Source organism: Mesorhizobium sp. WSM1497, from assembly GCF_001672455.2.
GTDB lineage: Bacteria > Pseudomonadota > Alphaproteobacteria > Rhizobiales > Rhizobiaceae > Mesorhizobium > Mesorhizobium ciceri.
Window position 1 is genome coordinate 3,144,419 of the sequence record NZ_CP021070.1, and the last position, 16,583, is coordinate 3,161,001.

A 16,583-nucleotide genomic window follows, 5' to 3' on the forward strand; every position below is an offset into this window, starting at 1 on the left:
ATGGCGGCCAGTTGGAGCGCAAGCGCTTCGAACCATGGTGCTGCCGCACCCCGCGCCGGCACGCCCATCTCCGGCACCTCGGTCGATGCGCTGACGCGCTTCGGACTGATCGCGGCGGTGGCGGTGCTGTTCAGCATCTCGGGGGGCATGCTGTGGCTGGTCGGCTACAATTATGATGGCCTGTTCGGCAACCCGGCGACCAAGATCCACCCGTCCACCTATCTCATCGTCCTGCTGCTTGCCTGGCGCTCCTGCGCATCAGGCAATCCGGTCGGCCATATCGTCCATCTCGCCGACAGGCGGCCGGCCAGCGCGCTGATGGCCGCCATATCGATCGTGCTTCTGGTTGTCGTCATCGCCAGGCAGCGGCCCGGTATGGCCGGCATGATCGATACGTTCGTGGCTGCGGCACTTCTCGTGCTGATGCTCAGCGAGGACGACGAACGGACCTTCGCCGGACTGCAGACCGTCGTCCACGTGGTCATGACGGCGAATGCCTTGCTTGCCCTTTTCGAGTTCGCCACCAAGACGCTTATCTTCCCCTATCGCCTCGACGGCGTGGCGTTTACCACCGATCTGCGCTCGAGCGCGCTGCAGGGGCATCCGCTTGCCAATGCCATGGTGACGTCGATCTATGTGCTTGCGCTGCTCTCCGGTGCCAGATCCCTGTCGATGCCTGTGCGGATAGGGTTGATCGGCCTGCAATGCGCGGCACTCGTCGCCTTCGGCGGCCGCACGGCGATGGTGACGACGGTGGTGCTCGGCGGCTGCTACCTGCTTTTTCAGGGCATCACCAAATTGCGCCAGGGCCGCGTCAATCTCCTGGGTGCGGCACTCGGCTTCATGCTCGCCGCCCTGCTGCCGGTCGTCATCATTGTGGCGGCATATCTGGGCTTTTTCGACGCGCTGCTGGAGCGCTTCGTGTCGGACAGCGGCAGCGCCAATGCCCGGGTCGAGATGTTCGAGCTCTTCAAGCACCTGGAATTGCGCGATCTGATCGTGGGGCCGGATGTCGACCTGATCGACAGCCTGCGCCGCATCAACGGTCTCGAACAGGGCATCGAGAACCCGATCATCCGCACGGTCCTTTATCAGGGCGCCTTCTTCACCCTTTTGCTGACGTTCGGCTTCGTGCTGTTCCTGTTCGAGGTGGCGCGCCGCTGCCATCCCGGCATCTGGCTGCCGATGCTGGGCTGGGTCATCCTGATCAACACTTCGGAAAGCGTCGCGTCGAAGACGACGCTGCTGACCAAGTTCGTGGTGCTGGCATTGGTGCTCTACCGGCCGGCGCGGGCAGCGTTCAGGCCGGTCAGTCCGCCGGCATGGTCAGACCAAGCGCCGCGATGATATCGGGGTCCAGCGCCCGGGTGGTGTCGTCCATCATGCCCATGCCATCGAAGAGATCCCACAGTGCCCAGGCGAAGCCGAGTTCCTCGGCGCTCCGCCTGACATCGGCGATGTAGCGCCCGCGATCCGGGTTGGGCGCGGCGACATAGCGGGCGTCGGTGCGCAGCGCGCCGAACTCACCCATGATGATGCGTTCCGACGCCAGGCCATGGCCGTCGGCCCAATCGCGGACCTGGCGAAGATATTTGTCGACAAACCAGCGGTCGGGCTGGGCGTCGAAATAGACTTTCAGCACACGCTCGGTCTCGGCATAGGCTGCTTGCTTGGCGTCTTCAGGGGTTTCGGTGTCCTGCGCCATGCGCGCCCTGACCGATGCCAGCGTCTGTTGCAGCGAGCCGGCGGATGCCGGCCACGGCACATTGTTGAGCGACCGATAGACCGGCTCGCGCATCCAGGGCGCGCCCTGATGGCTGAACAGATAGGGCTCATAGAAGTGGAAGGTGAACAGGATCGGCTCGAAGGGCGACAGCGGGCCCGGATCGAGCGCGGTCAGTCCGCTCACCATCGAGCCGCAGCCTCCGGTGACGACCAACGGCAGGGTCGCTGCCGATGCCCTTGCCGCGGTCAGAAGCGCGAGCTGGATTTGCAACCAGACGTTCGACGCGCAGGCCTGCGCCGGTTCGTTGACCGGCTCGAGCGCCACCCTGCCGGGCTGGAACCGCGCCAGCCTGCCGGCAAGCTCGCCGACCAGCCCGCGATAGAGATCGAAAGCGGGTGCGGCGGTGCTGGAGACCATGCGGTCGGGGTTCCAGTAATGGGTGGCAGCGTTGGCCTGGATGTTGACGATGATGCCAAGATCGGCGTCGAGGGTGGCGGTGACGGCGGCGTCCAGCATGTCCAGCAACTGACTGCGCGTCTTGGCGTCGGCGGCCAGGAAAGGGCCGGGATCGACGGGCAAGCGGATGAAATCGAGCCCGGTCTCGCGCAACCGACGCAGGTCGTCTGGGGTCGGCACCGGCCGTTGCGACTGGAAGGGCGGCCAGCCGTAGTCGGTGCGGGGTGCGGGAAATTCACGCGTCAGCGAGAACCAGGGCCAGGCGTTGACGCCGCGCCGAAACCGCGTCTCGGCGGCGGCGCGAGCGATTGGTGCGACCGGGAGCGAGCCGAGAGCCGCTGCAGTGGACAGCGCGGTCCGCAGCACCCGCCGGCGCGACCAGCCTATCATACGGTTCCTGGCGATGCGTGATCCATCGCAGTGGTCTTGGCGGCGGTCATGCCGAGCAGATGATAGGCCTCGTTTTCATAGGCGAGCAGGACATCGTCCCAGCGAAAGGCTTCGCGGGCCCGCGCCCTCGCGGCAACGCCGCAGGCCTTGACCAGGGCATCATCGTCCAGCGCCTGCTGCATCCGCTCGGCGCAACTGTTCTTGTCGGTGAAGTAGATCGCCGCAGCCCCTGCGGTCCACCTGTTGTAGGGATTGTCATGCGCGATCACCATGTTGCCGGCCGCCAGCGCCTCGACCAGCGACGGGTTGGTGCCGCCCACCGTGTGGCCGTGCAGATAGGCGCGGGCGTGGAAGCGCAGGGCCTTCACCGTTGCCTGGTCGTAAATGGCGCCCGGCAGGACCACCGAGCCGTTCGCCGCCTTGCGGATGGCGGCATGGTAGGGGATGTCGTCGGACAGCGTTCCCAGCACCACCAGCTTCATGTCGCGCTTGGTGGAGCAAAAGGCTTCGACAATCGGCAGGATGTTGTTGTCGGGTTCGATGCGCGCGATCGAGATGAGATAACGCCCGGGCTCGAGGCCGAGCGCCCGGACCGGCGCCTCGGGCGCTGATGCCACCGGATCGGCGCCATAGGCGATGGTGGCGATGGCGCTGCGCGGCCGGCGCGTCGCCAGGTGATCGGCGATGGCGGGATGATCGGCGACCAGCCGATGCGAGGCCCAAGCGCCGATCCATTCGTTGAGCCAGAACCAGGTTCGCGCCGCCATCCCCCATTTGGGGCGACGCCACTCGATGCCGTCCATGTTGGTGAAGATCTTGCGCCGCTTCAGCCTGAGCCAGGTCAGGAAGACCGCGCCATTATAGCCGAGCACCAGGCAAACGCCCTGTCGCCTGGCAGCATCGCGGGCGCATTGCCAGTCGAATTCCAGGGTCGCGCGCGGTCCCTTGGAGGCGACCTGGATGTGAATGAGCTCGATGCCGCGCCAGGTTTCGCTGCGCACCCGCTGGTCGATCCGCTCGACCTCATCCTGGCAATAGACGCCGACCTTCCAGCCGCGCCCGACAAGAAACAGCGCCAGTTTTTCGGCAAAGGTTTCAAAGCCGCCATGGGCCGCGGGTATGCCGCGGGTCCCCAGGATTAGAATGGCGGGCTTTTCTGGTTTCATGGCCGGCGGCACTTTCACACATCTCATATATTAGATATTGCTTAATTTATAATGAGCAGACCGCAACTTTCGTGCCATCTTCCGATTTCGGTATCCTGGGAGGGGATCATGGCGCGGGGTTGTAAAAAAACGGTGTTGAACCCGGTGGTTGTTTCATTCTCGGTCAACCCTTCTGTGCGTAGCTGTATCGAAACGAAGCAATGCCAGGGGCGTACGGCCGGCAGTCGGACATATCGAACCGATAGTTGGACATATCGAACCAGGCATGATTCTTGCGGACGGGGTTCTGCCACAATCGCCCAGCGCGATGGTTGTAGCACCCGGCGGGAAACAAAGATGCGGATTGCCTGCGTTCATCAGGGTTATGAACTCTATGGTTCTGACCGCAGCTTCGCGGAGAGCGTGGCTGCGCTGCGCGCCGCGTTTCCGTCGGCCGACATCGAGGTGGTCTTGCCGCGCAGCGGGCCGATCGTCCAGATCCTGGAAGCGCATGCCAGCCGGATCGTCTTCGAACCGCTCTGGGTGCTGAGGCGCCAGGCCATTGCGCGCCTTGCGACAGTCGAGATGGCGCGATTGCCGGTTGCCGTGTTCAGGGCGTGGCGGCGCCTCAAGGCCTGCGACCTCGTCTATGTCAACACCTCGATCGTTGCCGACTATGCGCTGGCCGCGCGCTTGCTGCCTTACAAGGCCGTCCTGCACATCCACGAAATCCCCGAAGGCGCCATGCGCAGGGTACTTGTCGGCCTGATGCGCTGGAGCCATGCGGATCTGATCTTCAATTCGCGCGCGACACGCGCCGCGTTTGGCGATCCCAAGGCGGCGCGCGCATATGTCGTCTACAACGGCGTTGCCGGGCCGGCGGCGGTCGAACCAATGACGTATGACGGCAAGCGCCCATTGCGGGTGCTGCTGCTCGGCCGCATCAACCGGATCAAGGGGCAGGAGGTCCTGCTGGAGGCGATCGCCTCGATGCCGGCAGAACTCCAGGCGAGGGTCGAGGTCAGGCTGGTCGGCGGCGCCTTCGAAAGCACCGAGCGCGAGCGTGCGCTTGCCGGACTGGTCGAAACCATGGGGCTTGCCGGGCGCGTCGGAGTCCTGCCTTTCATTCCCGATCCCTCGGAGCATTATCGCTGGGCCGACATCGTCACCGTGCCGTCGCGGCGTCCGGAATCGCTGGGCCGCGTCGCCATCGAGGCGATGGCTTATGGCCGGCCGCCGCTTGTGTCGGCGATCGGCGGGCTGGTGGAAGTGGTCAGCGACGGGCAGACCGGCTGGCATGTTCCGCCCGGCGACGCAGTAGCTCTTGGCGCGAAATTGCAGGAGATCATCCTCGCCCCTGAGGCCTGGCGCGGGTTTGTCGCTGCCGGGCGCGCGCGCTATGAGGCGATCTTCAGCGAGCCGGTCGCGGCCGCGGCGATCACCGCGATCGCCGCCGAAAAGCTGAAGACGACCATCGCGCGGCCGGGCAGGGCGCCCGCTGCCCGCGCAGCGGAGACACGGCCGTGAAGTTAGCGTTTCCGAGCCATCTGGTTCGACGCCTCGTGCTGATGATCGGCGGCGAGGCGATGCAGAGCGGCTTTCATTTCGCCCTCAACATCATGCTGTTGCACATGCTGTCGGCGCAGGGCTACGGCCTCTTCGCCATCGGCATGGTGATGGGCGGGGTCGGCCTGTCCTATATCAGGTCGCTCACCGCTGTTCCCGCCAGCATCTGGATGAGCAAGAGCACCAACAGCGCCGGCGTCGATACCTATGACGTGGCGTTCGGAACGGCGGCGCTGATCGTGGCGTTGCTGATGGCCGTCGGCACGGCTGTTCTGATGCATGTCCTTGGAGATCCAAGCGGAATTGCCGCCGGCTGCTTCGTCGGTGCCTGGTCGTTGCGCAGCCATATGCGCACGGCTTTCTTCGCACGGCGCCAGCAGGTTGTCGTCTCCATCAGCGATGGCGCTTTTACAGTCGCCGGCTGTGTCCTGACCGGGCTGTCGATCTGGTTGGTCCAAGACCCGCTGCAGACCGTATTCTATGCACTTGCAGCCGCAAATGTGTTCGGCATTTTCGTCCTGGTCCGCCTGGCTCGGCGCTCGCTTCGCATCAGCTTCCGCATGCCGACGCGCCGACGCTATGTCAGGCTCTGGCCCCAACTGCGCTGGTCGGCATTCAGCGCGACCACCACCAACATCCAGGGTCAATGTCTGGCGCTGCTGGTCGCCGGCATTGCCGGGCCAGCCGCCTACGCACCGCTGGCGGCGGTTCTGGTGCTGTTTGCTCCGCTGCGCATCATCAGCCTTGCATTCGTCAACATGACGCAGCCGGATCTCGCCAGGCTGATGCGGAACAATGAAACAGGCCGTGTCTGGACGCAGGCCAAGATCTGGGCGCTCGTCATGGGGCTCGGCGGCCTTGCTTATGGATGTGCGATCATGTTCGTCCTGCCGATGATAAAATCCCAGGCTCTCCAGGACGCTTCGACCTGGTTCATCGGGCTTTTCGTGATCGCGAATTTTGTCCCGATCATGCTCTATATCATGCCCCGCATCGTGCTTGAGATACTCGGCGATTTTCGGATCGTCGCGTTCATCACCACGGGCGGCGCGGTCGTCGGGCTGGCGCTGATCGCGGCCCTGCTGGCAATCGCGTCTCCGCCGTGGGCGTTGTTGGGTTCCGCCGTCTCGGAGATGTTCGTGCTCGTGGCATCGTGGTATTTCGCGCATCACCGCATGTGGAATATCGAGCATCCCGATGAGGCGCGCGACAGCCGGTTGGGCGCGTGGCGGCGGACGCTGCCGTTCGCTACGGCAAAGCGATAGGAAAAAACATGGCAGTCCAGGCGGTGCAAATTGCTGCGGTGACCGGCTCGCCCGATGGCCAGTCCTCCCATCCGGCCACCGTCGTCGCCATCGATGCCTACACGGCGCGGCTCCACACCAGCTTGGAAGCGGTGAGGCCGCTCTGGCTGCGCCTCCAGGCGGACGGTGTGTGCACCGCCCACCAGAATTATGCCTGGGCCGAGGGGATCGTCGCGCGGCTAATGCCGGAAGGTGCGGAACTGCTCATCGTGGAGGTAAACGATGCCGTGACGGGCGCGCCGCGAATGCTGGTGCCGCTGATACGGCGGCCGGCCTTCCGCCATCGGGTGATCGAATGGCTGAGCTGTGGCGTTTGCGACTATTCGGCACCGCTGCTGGCCGATGCCAGCCCGTGGACGATGCAATCGGCGCAGGCCGCGTGGGCTGCGGTGCGTTCCGTGCTGCCGCCGGCGGACCGCATCCAGATCACGGGAATTCCGCAATCGATCAGCGGCGTCGCCAACCCTCTGGCCTTGCTCGCAGCCACGCGCGATTCCCTGCATACCAGCTTCGGCCTCGCCATCGACGGCGACCCGGAAACCGTGCTCAAGCGCCTATGCCGGCCATCCTTCGTCAAGGCCTTCAACAAGGACTGGCGCCGCCTCGAACGGCTTGGCGACGTGGAACTGGTCGAAGCCAACACGCCGGCCCTGGTGGAGGTCATCTTCGGCGGCCTGGTCCGGATGCGGCTCAGCCGCTTTCGCGAACTGGGCCGCTTCGACCTGCTGACGCAGGCGACGGCTGTCGACTTCTATCGAAACGCCGCTCTCGAGGGCCTGTCGGATGGATCGGTGCGGCTCTTCGGGTTGCGTGTTGGTGAAGCTCTGATCGCGGTACAATACCTGCTGATCCATCAAGTCACCGTTCATGCTCTGCTGATCTCAATCGATCAGGGCGCGGTGCCCAATGTCTCGCCGGGACTTCTGATCATGGGCAAGTTGATGAGCTGGGCGCGCGGCCGCGGTTTCGATTATTTCGACCTGTCGGTCGGCAACCAGAGTTATAAGGAACATATGGGTGCCGTGGGTTCGGGCCTGCGCGAGCTTTGCCACGGGATTACGGTGCGAGGCAGCGCCGTGAGCGCAGCCATCGAGGTCCGCAACCGGACCGAGGTGTTCGTGCGCTCCAAACCTCGGCTGCTGAAGAGGCTCCAGGGACTGATGCGGGACTTGCGGCGCCTGCGTGGGGGATCGGAATGACGGGAGAAGCATGTGGCAAGCTACGCGGCGCGAACGACTCCGATAAGGGATTTGCCCGGTGGGCGGTTTTCCCCGACTGTCGCCAACGCTGATGCAACCGCGCACTTCACGGCTCGGCTGCACACCAGTTTCGACACCGTAAGGCTGCTATGGCTGCTGCTTGAGGCGCACGGCGTCTGCACTGCCCATCAGCACTATGCCTGGGTCGAAGGAATCGCCGCACGGCTGATGCCCAAGGACGCGGACCTGGTCGTCATCGAGGTGAGTGACGCCGTGACCGGCGCGCCGGCCATGCTGCTGCCGCTGATGCGGCGCCGGGCCCTCGGCCACCACGTCATCGAATGGCTGAGCTGCCGCGTGTGCGACTACTCGGTGCCGCTGCTGGCGGATGGGAGAGCGTGGACCAGGCAGAGTGCCGACGCCATGTGGGCGGCGGTCCGTGCCGTTCTGCCACCGGCGGATCGCATCCATATCGCCGGGATCCCGCAGCAGATCCACGGCCTGGTCAATCCGCTGGCACTGCTTTCGGTGGCGCGCGACTCCATCCAGGTCACCTCCGGCCTCGTCCTGCATGGCGACCCGGAGACGCTCATCAAGCGGATCTGCAAGCCGTCCTTTGCCAAGGCCTTCCGCAAGCATTGCCGCGGCTTCGAACAGCTTGGTGGCCTCGCTCTGGTCGAGGCCGACACGTCGGATCTGACCGAGGAGCTCCTGGATGTGCTGCTGGAACTGCGGCTGAAGCGTTTTCGTGAGCTTGGGCGTTTCGATCTCCTGACGCAGGTCCCGGTCGTCGATTTCTACCGCGCCGCGGCGCTGCAAGGTCTGTCCAATGGATCGGTGCGGCTCTTCGGTCTACGCGTCGGTGAAGCCTGGCTCGCCTCCATCTATGTGCTGGTCAGAAAAGGCACACTTCACGCCCTCCTGCTGGGCATCGACCAGAATGCGGTCGCCAATGTCTCACCCGGCCTGACGACGATGGGCAAGCTGATGATGTGGGGATGCGAGCGGGGCTTCGACTATTTCGACCTGTCGGTCGGCGGCCAGGGCTACAAGCAACATATTGGTGCCGCGAGTTCGGTTCTGGCCGAGATCTGCGAACCGGTGACGGTGCGGGGCAGGGCTGCGAACGCAGCCATTCTGCTGCGCAGCCGGGTCGAAGGCATGACGCGGTCGCGCCCCCGGCTGCTCAAAGCCGTTCAGGGCCTGACGCGCCGCTTGCGGCGATTGAAGGACTGAGGACGAGCGTTGCCGGTCCTGCCGACGACCGATGCAAAGAGGCACCAAGGCCGGCAAGGTTGTTGACAGGGTTGGTTGGCTCTATATTTGAAAGCGCGCTTGACGTTCAGAAATGAGTGTCGTCGGCAGATTTTCTCAAATTGGCGTTTTCGGCAGATCATCTCGATGAATGCAAGTTTAGGAGATGGGATTCGTTCCATCCTCATTATTCAAACGAAGTACATTGGAGATGTCGTTCTGACATCTGCTTTGGTTCGCAATCTGCGTCTTTCTTATCCACAAGCATCGGTAACCATGCTTTGTGCGCCGGGACTCAAGCAGTTCATCGTCGCGCAAGGGATCGCCGATGTTGCCGTTGGCTTTGAATCCCGCGGCAGAGGAAGGACTCTGCTCAAGCGTTTGAGCGACTATCGTGGCGTCATCTCTGATCTGCGGCGTCGAAAATTCGATCTTAGCATCGACCTTACCGATTCAAAAACCTCGCGGATAATGCATCGTTTGATCGGCGCTCCACTTCGCGTCGGCTTCGATCCTTCCGAGCATCCGATGAAGTTCTGGGAAATCCAGCTTGCAAACGTTCTCGCCGCGACTTTCGGACAGGGCGGCCCCCATTATCTCTACAGGAACCTGTCTCCACTCCACGCGCTTGGGTTGGATTGTCCGGACCCAACGCCTCGGCTGCAGCCGAACGGGACCGCCCAGGAAGAGTGTGCCAGGATTCTTGCGGAAAACGCTTTGGCAAAGAAGTCATATGTGGCCGTGCATGCCGGCGCTAGGTTCGAAGGACGTTGTTGGCCGCCGCAACATTTTGCTGCGGTCATCGACGAGGTATACGCCAAAACCGGGTTGCGATCTCTGCTCGTTGGTGGGCCGGATGAGGGGCTTGCCGCGCAAAGGATCCTTGAAGTGGCAGCGTCGCCGGTCGCCAGTGTCGTCGGAAAGGCCTCGCTTGAAGTCCTGACGGCATTGTTGGCCGAAGCATCAATCTTTCTAGGCAATGAGAGCGGCCCGATGCACATCGCGGCATCTGTCGGAACTCCAGCGGTGGGGTTGTACGGCCTGACGTCGCCTGAGCAATGGGGCCCGTTCGGTGTCCCGAACCGGACGCTCCAGCCGGTCATGCCCTGTCCATGCATCGCTCCAGGTGTTTGTAAAGAAAACAACCCCGGTGGGGTCTATTGTGTGCAGCGGCTTCAGGTTGCCGAGGTCGCGGCAGCGACACTCGATCTCATCGGGGAAGTCCGAAAATCCACTCATTCGGGTATGCCGGCCGCTTCGTAGGCTGGCGGCAACAGGCGCGATCACGCGCGGCTTCGTCTTCCCGCGCTTCACATCGTGATTCAGGCCGAGACCCGAGCATCTTCAAAAGACTGCAAAATTTAACCGGACTGCAACCTGCACTGCCACGAAATTGACAGGACACCTCGTCTCCGGCATCCTTGGAGCCAGTCGCAAGGCCGCCGACAGCGGCCGTGTTGCGTGTCAGGGCGACCGAGGGCAGTGTCATGTTCAGTCCCGTCACAGGTCAGAATTCCAAACGCGCCGCGGTGCGCAAAGCGCTCGATCGTCACAAGGTCTACATCACCGAGCAGCGTTTTTCGGAGGGCACCTACCAAGCCCGGGTTCTGGTCGATGGCGAGGCCTATTGGGTCGACGAATTCCGGCTGAGCCAGTTGCAGCAAGGGCTGTCGCCGGCGGAGCTCGAGTTGACGCCGGCCGCTGACGATTGAGAGCGTGACTGGCTTGTTCCTGGCCGCCGTGCTTCGATCTTTGCGATGACGACTCCACCAAAGCTCAAAGCCTATCGCGCCAAACGCGAATTCGCCAAGACGCCGGAACCGGTTGGCGGGCTCGTCAGCAGCGACGGTAACCGCTTCGTCGTGCACAAGCACCACGCCACCGCAGACCATTATGATCTGCGACTGCAGGTCGGCGATGTCTTGAAGAGCTGGGCGGTGCCGCGCGGGCCTTCGCTCAATCCGGCCGACAAAAGGCTGGCGGTCGAGACCGAGGATCATCCGCTCGAATATATCGACTTCGAGGGTGTCATTCCCGAAGGCGAGTATGGCGGCGGGCCGATGATCGTCTGGGACACCGGCAGCTGGGCGCCGATGGACGATGTCGAAAAGAGCTTGCGCACCGGCGCCTTCAAGTTCCGGCTGGCCGGCGACAAGCTCAATGGCGGCTGGATGCTGACCCGGCTGAAACCGAAACCCGGCGAGGACGAAAACAAGAAGAACTGGCTGCTGTTCAAAGAGCGCGACCTCGCGGCCGACACTGCGCTTGACATCCTCACGGCCCGGCCGGAGAGCGTCAAATCCGGATTGCGCATCGAGGAGCTGGCGGCGCCGGCAAAGCCCGCCGCCAAACCCGCGCCCAGACAGGGATCGCTGAAGCCCGGCACGCTGCCGGGCGCCTTCAAGGCCCCCATGCTTGCCCGTATCGAGCCGCAGCTGGCGACGCAGGTGCCAAAACCGCCCGATGGCGAAGACACCAAACAAGTCTGGCTGCACGAGATCAAATTCGACGGCTACCGCACCATGGCGCATCTCACTGAGGGCGCGGTCAAGCTGATCACCCGTGGCGGCATCGACTGGACGAAGCGTTATGGCGACCTGCCGCATGCGTTCGCCAAACTGCCGTGCCGCGACTCCATCATCGATGGCGAGATCGTGGTGCTCGACGCCCGGGGCATCAGCCGTTTCGCGCTGCTGCAGGATGCGCTGGCCGGGGGCGTCGGCAGCAAGCTCCATTTCTACGCCTTCGATCTTCTCCATCTCGACGGCTGGGACCTGACCAAGGCGCCGCTGGTCCGGCGCAAGGCGCTGCTCGCGCAGATGCTGTCGGGCCTCGGCGCCAATTCCGCCATCCAGTTCTCCGACCATGTCGAGGGCTCGGGGCAGGGGCTCTACGACCAGGCGTCGGAACTGGGGCTGGAGGGTGTCGTCTCCAAGCGCGCCACGGCCATCTATCAGAGCGGCCGAAGCAAAAGCTGGACCAAGACCAAGGCGCTGCTGTCGGACGACTTCGTCATCGCCGGCTTCACCATCTCCGATGCGGCCGAAGGGCTGGCGGCGCTCGGCATGGCAGAGTTCGAGGGCGGTGAATTGCATTATCGCGGCAAGGTCGGCACCGGTTTCGATGCCGCCACAGCCGGTGAATTGCTCGCCAGGCTGGAGCCGCTGCGGGAAGGCGCCACCGCGCCCGAGGGCGTTCCGCGCGAGATCATGCGCGAGATGAACTGGGTGCGGCCGCTGCTGTCGGCGCGCATCCACTACGCCAACCGCACAGCGGACAACGCACTGCGCCACGGCGTCTTCCGCGGTTTGAGGGATGTCGGCCTGTCGACGCCGGTATCCTCGACACGCAAGCGGCTGATCGCCGAGGCTGACCTTGCCACCATCTGGGTGACCAACCCGACGCGCCGGCTGTTCGGCAAGACCGGCCCGACCAAGCTCGACATCGCCGTCTATTACGCGCTGGTCGGCGATTTCATGCTGCCGCACATTCTCGGCCGGCCGGTGTCGCTGGTGCGCTGCCCGACCGGCCTGCCGAAGGATTGCTTCTTCCAGCGCCACGCCTTCACCGGCATGCCGCCCTCGGTGGTGACATTCGAGGCGACAAATTCCGAGGGCGAAACCAAATCCTATCTCTCGGTCGAAGGCGCGAAAGGGTATCTGGCGCTGGCGCAGTTCGGCGTCGTCGAGTTCCACACCTGGGGCACCCACCGCGCCAGCCTCGACAGACCCGACCAGATCGTCCTCGACCTCGATCCGGGAGAAGGGATCGACTGGCGCGAGGTGGTCGAGGCCGCGGTGCACATCAAGGACGAATTGGAGCGCCTGGGGCTGGTGCCGTTCGCCAAGACCTCCGGCGGCAGCGGCATCCACATCACGGTGCCTGTGACAGGCAAGCAGAACTGGAAGAAACTGCACCAGGCAACCAGCGCGATCGCCACGCATCTGGCGACAACGGCGCCTGATACTTTCACCACCACCATGGGCAAGGACAACCGCAAGAAGCGCATCTTCATCGACTACCACCGCAATGCGCGCGGCCACACCTCCGCAGCACCTTACTCTTTGCGCGCCCGCACCAATCTGCCGGCCTCGACGCCGGTCAGCTGGAGCGACCTCGAATCCATCGATGCGCCGCAGGATCTGAATTATTCGTCGCTGCCGGGGCTGTTGGCGACGTCGGGCGATCCGTGGGCGGAGATTGATAAGTTTGCGCGGGATCTGCCGGTGGTCTCGGGGGCGACGAAGTAGTTGCAGAAGACGAAGTAAGTAGTTGCAGAACAAGGACCACCGCGATCCGTGGCGCCCCCCTCTGTCCTGCCGGACATCTCCCCCTCAAGGGGGGAGATTGGCCACTACCCGGGCTTCCGCTAATCTGCAACGCTGCTGAAGTGGGCGAGACGCCGAAGCTGTTGATCTCCCCCCTTGAGGGGGAGATGTCCGGCAGGACAGAGGGGGGCGCTGTCCCGCCAGCGTTTCAAATTCCAGTCCATCGACGCTTCCAACAATTTGAATTATTCTCTGTCCACGACCTCAAATGCATGGCGGAAGATTTCGTCAGGGATTTGCCGGTATTGTGTGCGGTCGGTGTAGGATTTGCTCAGCCTCAATCGTCCTCGGACGAAAGCGCTGCAGGTCTTTGTCAGTGCATGACCGCGTAGGAGTGTTTCATGGCGCCTAGGGCAAGTTGGAAAGGTTACCTCAAACTCAGCCTCGTGAGCTGTCCGGTGCGGTTGTATCCCGCCACCAGCGCCAGCGAGCGCATCTCGTTCAACCAGCTGCACAAGAAGACCCATAACCGCATCAACATGAAGCCGGTCGACCCCGAACTAGGGCTCGTCGAGCGTGCTGATCTGGTCAAGGGGTACGAATACGAGGACAAGCAGTACATCATCATCGATGATGCAGACCTCGACGCGGTGCGCATCGAATCCAATCACACGATGAACATCGAGGCCTTCGTCGACGAGGACGAGGTCGACGTCATCTACCAGGACGCGCCCTACTACATGGCGCCCGACGGCGCGATGGCGGAGGAAACCTTCGCCGTGTTGCGCGAAGCGATGCGCAAATCCGGCAAGCTCGCCATCGCCCGCCTTGTGCTGTCGAGCCGCGAGCGCGTGGTGACGATCGGCGCGCGCGAGAACGGCATGTTCGTGTGCACCTTGAGGAACCCGAACGAAGTGCGCGGGACGGCTGAATATTTTGGCAATATTCCAGCTGGCAAGCCCGACCCCGAAATGCTGCAGCTCGCCGAAGCGCTGATCAAGCAGAAGGAAACCACCTTCGATCCGAAGAATTATGAGGACCGCTACGAGGCGGCACTCATGACGATGATCCGCGAGAAGCTGAAAGGCCACAAGCCGATTATTGCGGCGGCACCGGAGCGCGGCAATGTCATCAATCTGATGGATGCGCTGAAGGCGAGCCTGTCGCAATCGAAGCCGCCAGCCAAGTCGAAGAGCAAGGCCGACGAGGTTGCCAAGCCAGCTGCAAAGAAAGCGGCAGCGGGTGGTGCTGCTGAAAATCCGCTGAAGGCCAATCTGCTGAAGGCGGTCGGCAAGAGCAAGAAATGACGGCACCGGCCGGCGCTGTTTTCGGCACCATCGGCGCGCTGGCGGCGTTTCCGCTCAGACTGGCCGCGCGTGAAGTCGAACGCCAGCGCGGCCAGCTGCGGCGCGGCGTCACCAGGCGCACCACGCATGTCGTGTGCGGCCGCACGCTGCTTGCTAAGGCCGGGCTCTCCAGGAACGGCGATGCCGAGATCGAGCGCCGTGTCGCCGCCGAGCGCGCGGCCGGGCACAAGCTCCTCAGCGAGAACGGGTTCCTGCGCCTTCTCGGACTGATGAAGACACCGGAAGCGTCTTCGCTGTCGCGGCAATCGCTGATCGATCAGTCGCGGCTATCCGGCGCCGAGCTCGATTTGTTGTCACTGTTCGATGCGTTCGAGCATGACGCAGAACCCTATTCCTTCCGCGACCTGATCCTGGCGCGCAAATATGCCGGGCTCGTCGCCGGCGGCGCGACATGGGGGGCGATCGCGCGCTCCGTCCACCGCTCCGGCCCGGTGGCGTCGCTGACCGCCAAGTCGCTCAATGTCGGCTCGCAGCATGGGCGCGCCGATGCGATCTATCTCGAAGGCGGCCAGAGCGAACTCGACGGACAGCTTCTGTTCGATTTGGGCAGCGCCGGTTCGGCAGGCGACGACACACTGGAAGAGTTGTTTGCCGAGGCCGAAGCGGCGGAGGAGGGTGGCGACCATGATGGGGCAGCCGCACTCTACCAGCGCTGTCTCGCCATCGATCCGAGCGATGCGATTGCCGCCTTCAACCGCGCCAACTGCCTGCGCGCCGGCGGCCACGCGGCGGACGCCGCGCACGATTATATCAATGCGATAAAACTCGATCCGGCCTTCGTCGAGGCCTGGTTCAACCTCGCTGGGCTGATGAGCGAGCAGGGCCGCGAGGCCTCGGCGCGAAGGCACCTGCAGAAAGCGATCGCGCTCGACAAAAACTATGCCGATCCGGTGTTCAACCTCGCCCGGCTCGAATTCGACGCCGGCGATCTGCCGGAGGCGCGACGGCTGTGGGTGCGTTACCTTGAGCTCGACGCGGAGTCGGAGTGGTCGCGGGTGGCGGCCAAGGGCGTGCAATTCGTGGATTTGCAGTTGGCGCGGACGGCGGGGTGAGGGATGCTGGCGCTTGAACACCCCCCTCTGGCCTGCCGGCCATCTCCCCCGCAAGGGGGGAGATCGGCAGCTTGGGCGTCCCGTTCCTGCTTGCAAAGTGGGAGATTGGCGAAAGCGGTTGAGCGCGCAATCTCCCCGCTTGCGGGGGAGATGTCCGGCAGGACAGAGGGGGGTGTGACGGAACTCGACCTCTCCAGCGAGGCCGCTCCATGACCACCTTTCTCTTCGACGGTCCCGACACCGCGCCCATCACCATCCTGCTCGCCCATGGCGCCGGCGCGTCGATGGATTCTCCCTCGATGACCGCCACAGCCAAGGCACTGGCCGAAGCCGGCTTCCAGGTCGCCCGCTTCGAGTTCCACTATATGGCTGCCCGCCGTTATGGCCACCGCAAGCCGCCGCCGCGGGCCGAGACGGTCAACCCGGAATATATCAAGGCGATAGCCGACCTCAGGGCGAAGGGCGTGACCGGCCCGCTCGTCATCGGCGGCAAGTCGATGGGCGGGCGCGTCGCCTCGATGGTTGCCGACGAGATGTTTGCCAAGGGCGAGATTTCAGGACTGCTGTGCCTCGGCTATCCCTTCCATCCGCCGGCCAAGCCCGAGCAATTGCGCACAAAACACCTTGCCGATCTAAAGACGCCGACGCTGATCTTCCAGGGCACCCGAGACGAGTTCGGCACCAGGGACGAGGTTGCGACTTATGACCTTTCCGATCGCATCGAGGTGATCTGGCTGGAGGACGGCGACCACGATCTCAAGCCTCGCAAGAGTGTTTCGGGGTTTTCGACCGCCGATCATCTGAAGACGCTGGCCGAGACGGTCAAGGCGTGGTCGGGTCGGATCGCTTCCTGACC

The 16,583-nt window shown here is 63.7% G+C and carries 13 protein-coding genes; 11 read left to right on the plus strand and 2 right to left on the minus strand.

The window, feature by feature from the left end; genetic code table 11:
* Nucleotides 1-1,347 carry a VpsF family polysaccharide biosynthesis protein gene (locus A9K65_RS15210; RefSeq protein WP_064993989.1) on the plus strand — a complete coding sequence of 449 codons (1,347 nt, stop codon included), beginning with the start codon at nucleotides 1-3 and terminating at the stop codon, nucleotides 1,345-1,347.
* On the opposite strand, the gene A9K65_RS15215 is transcribed toward A9K65_RS15210, so the two are convergent.
* Nucleotides 1,310-2,572: a cellulase family glycosylhydrolase gene (locus A9K65_RS15215; RefSeq protein ID WP_064993988.1), complete on the minus strand. Its 1,263-nt coding sequence runs from the start codon at nucleotides 2,570-2,572 to the stop codon at nucleotides 1,310-1,312. The two genes, A9K65_RS15210 and A9K65_RS15215, sit on opposite strands and share 38 nt — an antisense overlap.
* The gene (locus A9K65_RS15220; protein ID WP_064993987.1) at nucleotides 2,569-3,738 is read right to left on the minus strand and encodes a DUF1972 domain-containing protein; all 1,170 of its coding nucleotides are present in this window, start codon (nucleotides 3,736-3,738) and stop codon (nucleotides 2,569-2,571) included. Before A9K65_RS15220 ends, A9K65_RS15215 begins: the two co-directional genes overlap by 4 nt.
* 336 nt (nucleotides 3,739-4,074) lie before the next feature.
* On the opposite strand from A9K65_RS15220, the gene A9K65_RS15225 reads away from it, so the two are divergent.
* The 10 genes from A9K65_RS15225 to A9K65_RS15280 all read left to right on the plus strand — a co-directional run bounded on the left by A9K65_RS15225 (nucleotide 4,075) and on the right by A9K65_RS15280 (nucleotide 16,581).
* Nucleotides 4,075-5,244 carry a glycosyltransferase family 4 protein gene (locus A9K65_RS15225; protein ID WP_084015844.1) on the plus strand — a complete coding sequence of 390 codons (1,170 nt, stop codon included), beginning with the start codon at nucleotides 4,075-4,077 and terminating at the stop codon, nucleotides 5,242-5,244.
* On the plus strand, nucleotides 5,241-6,548 hold the full coding sequence (locus A9K65_RS15230) for a hypothetical protein (protein ID WP_024501738.1): 1,308 nt from the start codon (nucleotides 5,241-5,243) through the stop codon (nucleotides 6,546-6,548). Before A9K65_RS15225 ends, A9K65_RS15230 begins: the two co-directional genes overlap by 4 nt.
* Nucleotides 6,549-6,556: 8 nt before the next feature.
* Entirely contained in the window at nucleotides 6,557-7,786 is a 1,230-nt protein-coding gene (locus A9K65_RS15235) for a GNAT family N-acetyltransferase (protein WP_013530610.1), read from the plus strand.
* A gap of 12 nt (nucleotides 7,787-7,798) precedes the next feature.
* Nucleotides 7,799-9,022 carry a GNAT family N-acetyltransferase gene (locus A9K65_RS15240; protein ID WP_064993986.1) on the plus strand — a complete coding sequence of 408 codons (1,224 nt, stop codon included), beginning with the start codon at nucleotides 7,799-7,801 and terminating at the stop codon, nucleotides 9,020-9,022.
* Nucleotides 9,023-9,121: 99 nt separating this feature from the next.
* Nucleotides 9,122-10,303 carry a glycosyltransferase family 9 protein gene (locus tag A9K65_RS15245; RefSeq protein ID WP_348629598.1) on the plus strand — a complete coding sequence of 394 codons (1,182 nt, stop codon included), beginning with the start codon at nucleotides 9,122-9,124 and terminating at the stop codon, nucleotides 10,301-10,303.
* 224 nt (nucleotides 10,304-10,527) lie between these two features.
* Nucleotides 10,528-10,752 carry a hypothetical protein gene (locus A9K65_RS15250; protein WP_027160830.1) on the plus strand — a complete coding sequence of 75 codons (225 nt, stop codon included), beginning with the start codon at nucleotides 10,528-10,530 and terminating at the stop codon, nucleotides 10,750-10,752.
* Between the two features lie 45 nt (nucleotides 10,753-10,797).
* Nucleotides 10,798-13,290, plus strand: coding sequence for a DNA ligase D (ligD, locus tag A9K65_RS15255; protein ID WP_064993984.1), 2,493 nt, complete (start codon nucleotides 10,798-10,800; stop codon nucleotides 13,288-13,290).
* 419 nt (nucleotides 13,291-13,709) lie between these two features.
* Nucleotides 13,710-14,615 carry a Ku protein gene (locus A9K65_RS15265; protein WP_024501732.1) on the plus strand — a complete coding sequence of 302 codons (906 nt, stop codon included), beginning with the start codon at nucleotides 13,710-13,712 and terminating at the stop codon, nucleotides 14,613-14,615.
* Entirely contained in the window at nucleotides 14,612-15,727 is a 1,116-nt protein-coding gene (locus A9K65_RS15270) for a tetratricopeptide repeat protein (RefSeq protein WP_064993983.1), read from the plus strand. Before A9K65_RS15265 ends, A9K65_RS15270 begins: the two co-directional genes overlap by 4 nt.
* 209 nt (nucleotides 15,728-15,936) lie before the next feature.
* On the plus strand, nucleotides 15,937-16,581 hold the full coding sequence (locus A9K65_RS15280) for an alpha/beta fold hydrolase (protein ID WP_064993982.1): 645 nt from the start codon (nucleotides 15,937-15,939) through the stop codon (nucleotides 16,579-16,581).
* Nucleotides 16,582-16,583 lie beyond the last annotated feature (2 nt).